The organism is Planococcus sp. TJ-302 (genome assembly GCF_058268455.1).
Map to the genome: position 1 here is coordinate 44,035 of NZ_JBZDOI010000007.1, position 6,236 is coordinate 50,270.

General features: G+C 48.6%; 4 protein-coding genes and 1 rRNA gene. All 5 read right to left on the bottom strand.

The annotated features are described in order from the left end of the window. Positions 1-29: 29 nt before the first annotated feature. Positions 30-665, bottom strand: a complete 636-nt coding sequence (tmk, locus tag AC4EHB_RS16925; protein ID WP_490982097.1) for a dTMP kinase — start codon at positions 663-665, stop codon at positions 30-32. Between the two features lie 113 nt (positions 666-778). Then, the gene (locus AC4EHB_RS16930) at positions 779-2,890 is read right to left on the bottom strand and encodes an RNA degradosome polyphosphate kinase (RefSeq protein ID WP_490982098.1); all 2,112 of its coding nucleotides are present in this window, start codon (positions 2,888-2,890) and stop codon (positions 779-781) included. 70 nt (positions 2,891-2,960) lie between these two features. After that, entirely contained in the window at positions 2,961-4,493 is a 1,533-nt protein-coding gene (ppx, locus tag AC4EHB_RS16935) for an exopolyphosphatase (RefSeq protein ID WP_490982101.1), read from the bottom strand. Positions 4,494-4,557: 64 nt separating this feature from the next. Beyond that, a complete protein-coding gene (locus tag AC4EHB_RS16940) occupies positions 4,558-5,988 on the bottom strand; it encodes an aminotransferase class I/II-fold pyridoxal phosphate-dependent enzyme (protein ID WP_490982099.1) in 1,431 nt (476 codons plus the stop codon). 154 nt (positions 5,989-6,142) lie between these two features. Beyond that, positions 6,143-6,236: ribosomal RNA gene (gene rrf / locus AC4EHB_RS16945) — 5S ribosomal RNA — on the bottom strand; the annotation flags it as partial.

Consider the following 6,236-nt stretch of genomic DNA (forward strand, 5'->3'; position numbering starts at 1 on the left):
CTTACGCTGTATATCTTTCCGGCGTGTTATCAGTTCTTCCGGCTGCCCATAAAATCCGCTACAACGGCAAGGGCATCTTCGAGGACTTTTCCGATGCTGTTGCCGGCATCAATGACCTGGATGCGCTCTGGATATTGGCCGACCAGAATTTGATAGCCCTCCCGCACGGTTTCGTGAAATTTCATCGATTCCACATCCAGCCGATTGATTTCACGCCCCGCATCTTTTTCAATCCGCGCTAGCCCCACTTGCGGTTCGACGTCAAAATACAGCGTCAAATCCGGCATGTAGTCATCGATGGCAAACTTATTGACCGTATAGATTTCCTCGATGCCAAGGCCTCTAGCATACCCTTGATAGGCGAGGCTGCTGTCGATATAGCGGTCGCATAAAACGATTTTTCCGGCTTCCAGCGCCGGTATGACTTTTTCTACAAGATGCTGGCGGCGCGCCGCTGCATAAAGCAGCGCTTCGGTGCGCGGATCCATGCTTGAATTATTGCGGTCAAGGATGACCCGGCGGATCTGTTCGGCAATTTCAATGCCGCCCGGTTCCCGCGTACAGACAATTGGATGCCCTTGCTGTGCGAGAATGTCCGCCATTAATTTTAAAATACTGGTTTTGCCGGAACCTTCTCCGCCTTCCAGTGTGATCAAATAACCCATTCTGTCTTCACCTGTTTTCCTGTTGTTCTAAACTCTTTCAACTATACAGCAATTGCCGTTTTTTTTCGCCCGCCTGCAATAAAAAAGCGCCAATTAGGCGCCCTTCCCCAGCATTATTCTTCATCTTCCGCGACTTGATAGGCTTCGTTGTATAGGATCACCTGGGAGTTGATCTCTTTTTCTCCGCCTTTGCGTTTGACGTACTGGTATTGCCCTTTATTGTCTTGTTCACGCGCTTTGACATTGTCTTTCAGAGAAATGATCAGGATGTGCTTCACTTCCGCTTTAATCTTGGCGTCATAGACAGGGAATAGAATTTCGATACGGTTTTCCATATTGCGCGTCATCATATCCGCGGATGACAAATAGGTCTTTTCTTCGCCGTTGTGATAGAAATAAAAGACCCTGCTATGTTCGAGCAGACGGCCCACAATGCTGCGCACACGGATATTGTCGCTGATGCCTTTGATCCCTGGGCGCAAGCAGCAGATGCCCCGTACGATCAAATCGATTTGGACGCCTGCTATCGAAGCTTCGTACAAGCGCTTGATCAATGTTTTATCCGTCAATGAATTCATCTTCAGGATGATGCGGCCGTTGCCGTATTTAGTGTGGTAATCGATTTCTTCCGCTATCAGGCGCACAAAATCTTTTCGTATTGTGAACGGCGCAACCGATAAATGGTGGAATTCCGGCTTTTCGGTATAGCCGCTCAAAAAGTTGAAGAAGTTCGTGGCATCGACCCCAAACTCTCTTTTTGACGTGAACAAGCTCATATCGGTATAGACTTTCGCTGTCTGATCGTTGTAATTGCCAGTGCCTAGATGTACAAAGCGCTCGATTTGATCGTTTTTCTTGCGTACCACCAAGGTGATTTTGCTATGTGTTTTCAAATGCGTCATGCCGTAAATGACATGACAGCCCGCCTGTTCGAGCTCTTTCGCCCATTGGACGTTGTTCTCCTCGTCAAAGCGGGCTTTCAGCTCCACAAGCACGGTCACTTGCTTGCCGTTTTCCGCCGCTCTTTTCAGCGCCTTGATGATTGGGGAATCCCCGCTGACGCGGTACAGCGTCTGCTTAATCGCCAAGACGTCCGGATCATCTGCAGCCCCGGAAACAAACTCCACGACCGGTTCAAACGATATGTACGGATGGTGGAGAAAGATGTCCTGTTCCATTATTTTGTCAAAAATGTTTTCGTCAGACTCCAAGTCGCGGGAAGGCTGGGATATCCGATTTTCAAACACAAGCTTGCCATGGGTTTTAGCCATTTTCTTATAAAAATTAAAAAACAGCGTCAAATCGATTGGTCCTTTGGCTTCATAGACATCTTTTTGGTCTATTTCCAGTTCGTCGATAAGGTAGGCAAGCACTTCCGGATCAAAGCCCTCTTTTTGTATTTCAAGCCGCGCTGCAGCGCCCCATTTTCGTTTCCGCAGCTCTTTCTCGATTTCTTTCAGCAAATCCCGCGCGCCTTCCTCATGAATGGCCATGTCAGCGTTGCGGGTGATGCGGAATACCGATACGGAAAAAACCGAAAAGCCGTGAAACAGCTTGCCGATGAAATGGCCGATGATGTCTTCAAGCAAGACGATGCGCTCTTTTCCCGCTTTCCCTCCCAAAATCACCAGCCGGTCCAATACAGCAGGCATTTGGACAATGGCGGTTTTAAAGCGCATTTCCGCCTCATGGTCATTGTCTTTCAGCACAATCGCCAAGTTTATGCTTTTATTGAGCAGCATGGGGAATGGCCGGTAAGCGTCAATTGCCATAGGCGTAAGCACCGGGAAAATCTGTTCGTCAAAATAAGCTTCCGCATCTTTCAGTTCTTTGGAACTCAATTCAGCGATTTTCAGAAACCTGACTCCTTGTTCCTTCAATTGCGGAAGCAGCACATTGTTCCATGTCTCATATTGCACATCCACTAACTGGTGAGTCGTATTGGCGATGTCCTTCAATTGATGCTGAGGCGTCATGCCCGCCTTGTTTTCCGGCTTGTTGAATCCAACCTTCACTTGATCCTGCAGCCCTGCCACACGCACCATGAAGAATTCATCAAGGTTCGAACTGAAAATCGCCAAAAATTTCATTCGTTCCAGCAAAGGATTCCGCTCATCCAGCGCTTCTTGCAGCACGCGTTCATTGAACGCCAACCAGCTAAGTTCGCGGTTATTGTAATAGGAAGGATCGTTCAAGTCGACAGCCTGTTTATTGGTCGTACCCACAAATTCCACCACCTTTTATTTGAAATTCCCATCGTTCATCCCACCAATCAATCCTGACCGGGCGGTACGGCTAGTTTTTCCGGATGAATTTTAGCTCAATGGATTTCTTCAGCTGTTTTTCCAAATGTTTCTTCTGTTTTTCCGCCTGGTATTGCTCCGGTCCCCAATCGTTGTCACATAGGATCTGGAATACCAAATCGCCGCCTTCGGGCTCTACGGAAATCGATTGGATGATGTCACGTTTAGTGGCATTCAAGCTATAGGCCAATTTGACAATCGAGCCGAACAAGCTGTATTTCGAAAGCTCATCTTTCCCGAACCAGTCCTGGTAAATCGTTGCATTGCGCTTGAAGAGTTCCTTGTTCTTGAACGAGGCGATCAGCGCTACCGTCAGGCGTTCTTTATGCAATAATCCGTCAATCGTACGATTCGCAAGCAGATAAAATGTGTGCTGATGGCTCGCTTCTGCATCGATATAAGAACCGAGATTGTACAGCGAACTGCCTAACCGGATAAACTTTTCATCTTTTTGGCTCATCGGACCGATTCCGTGCTTTTCCAGTTCATGCAGCATCATCATCGCATTCGTACTAACTTGCGAGGCATGCTTTAAATTGATGTCGTAATCGATGGCCAGCTCATAAAAACTTTCCTCAACGACATTCGGGAAAATCGGCATCTCGAAATCTTTTGTCAGCTGCTCGTAGAAGACGCCGTCCCGCAGCCCCTTGCGGCTTAAAGCAAACACATCCGCCTTGATGTAATCCATCAAGTACGTAAACACTTCAATAGCCGGAATGATGATATCGGCACGGTCTTTCGACAATCCTTCCACGCGCTGGATCTCCTGAAAATCCATCGACAGCAGCATCTTATTGACCATTTTAACGTCGGCCGCTGACATCTTGTATTGATGGACGCCTGCGAGCGGATATTCAATGTATTCCTGATGGACCTGCGCCATATTCCGCGCACTTCCCCCGATGCCGATAAGCGGCAGTTTTTTATCTTTCAGCCATGGCAAGGTCTGGAACTGTTCTTTCAAAAAAGCACGCAGCTTTTTAAGCTCATCCCCTGTCGGCATATCGCCTTTGACAAACTGCTCTTTCAACGACAATGCGCCGAACGGAAAACTATAAAAATAAATTAATTTGCGGTTATCAAAGAACGTCAGCTCTGTACTGCCTCCCCCGATATCCACGGTAACTCCACTTTCAAACGGCGTCGAGTTGACTACAGCCAAAAAGCCGTAATTGGCCTCTTCATACTCAGACAACACCCGAATGTCGAAATCCGTCTCTTTTTTGACACGCGCCACTATGTCCTGCTGGTTATTGGCCTGCCGAACGGCCGCTGTCGCGACGCATTTAACTTCATCCAAATTATGGTGCCTCGTCACTTCTTGGAAACTTTTCAATGTATCCACCAGTACATCAATTCCTTCGTCTTCCATACTGCCTGATTCTGACAGGTAGCTGCGCAGGCGGGCCACCGCTTTGACGTTTTCTGTTTCTGTCAGCCGTCCGCTTTTGTCACGCGTGTAAATAACCAGACGCATTGTATTGGAGCCGATATCGACGATTGCGTATTTATCCTTATCCATCATGTTCCCCACATCCTGACCTGTTGAAATTTCGATATACCTTACTTTACCCGAATTTATAGGTTTAGCGGCCTTTCTCAGCCGTCAGTACACAGATTAATTTTTCTTCAAGGCGGTGTTCACCTTGAATTTGAGCGCTCGCTGCCAAATAATCAGCCAAGATTTCCAATTTATCAAGCGTCCATCGTTCTCCTGGCAGCACCAGTGGAATTCCGGGCGGATAAGGCACAACCATCTCCGCTGAAATCCGTCCAAGCCCTTTTGCATAAGGAATCCATTCCGTCTCTTCCATATCGAGAGCGCCGAACGGCATATCCGGTATGCTGATTTTCGGCAATTCTGGCACTGCCATGCCTACTGTTTTCCGCTCTTCCTGCAGTACAGCCCGGACCGCCTCTTTCACACGGCTCCGTATTTCCGCAAAAGGATACGAATGCACTTGTTTCAATAAAGGCAAAATCAGCAGCACTTGGTACGGATCCGCCAATTCCGCGTGGATGTCCATTTCTTCAAGCTGCTCTTTCAGCTGAAATCCGCTGTGGTGCGCAACCCTTAGCATCAACTTCAGCGGATCGTCAGGTTCATACACTTCAAGCTGCGGAATGCTTTTTAGCGCTTCCACAAATAGCTCACGTTTTTCTAAAAAGCTGCGCATGTCGGGCTGCGAATAATTTTCGATGTATGCCCGCGCATCGTCAAGCGATGCCATTATGAGATAGGAAGGGCTGCTTGACTGCAGCATCCGCAAATACTTTTTGATTTTCCGGCTTGCCACCAAGTTCCCCTGCACATGCAAAAATGACCCCATCGTCATTGCCGGCAAGGTCTTATGGGCTGACTGGACGACAGCATCAGCTCCGAGAGTTAACGCAGATTCTGGAAAAGGCTGACCCGCCAGGAAATGGGCGCCATGCGCCTCGTCAACCAATACTGGCATGCCTTTCCCATGGCAATACAGGATGATCGCGCCCAGGTCTGCCGCTGCCATGCCGTAATAATCGGGATGCGCTAGCATAAGGGCTTTCGCCTTTGGATAGGCTTCTACTGCTTTCTTCACGTCTTCCAGCCGCAGAGAGCCCGCTGACAAGGAATCGGCGTTCCATTCCGGGGCCAGATAAACTGGCTCGACGCCAGCCAATTCAAGTGCATGGAATACCGATTTATGCGAATTTCGCTGTACGAGGAGCATGTCCCCTTTTTCGCATACCGCAAAGACCATCGCGAAATTGCCGACGGTCGATCCATTAACCAGGAAAAAACTCTGTTGTGCCCCATAAGCCTCTGCCAGGAGCTTCTGTGCCTCATCTATCGCTTCTTCGGGATAATGGAGATCGTCCAGACCCGTAAGTTCCGTAAAGTCATATGCAAGCGCAGACTTGAACGCGTCGGGAAGTCCAGAAAGCGTGCCGTTCTTATGGCCCGGCACGTGAAAGGAAATCGGATGCTGCTGCTGAAAATTCACCAAAGCATCAACTAAAGGTCTTCGCTGTGTCATAGGTTTCATCCTTCTGTGGTTCGTAATATGTCCATTATATCGAATCCGCATATTTTACACTAACGCAGCGGACCGTTAGGCACTTAGTTACCCGGATGATGTCCGGACGCACAAAAAAACCGTTGCCGGTTAAGGCAACGGTTTTCTTTCTCTAGACCAGCGACGTCCTACTCTCACAGGGGGAAACCCCCAACTACCATCGGCGCAAAAGAGCTTAACTGCCGTGTTCGGGATGGGAACGGGTGTGG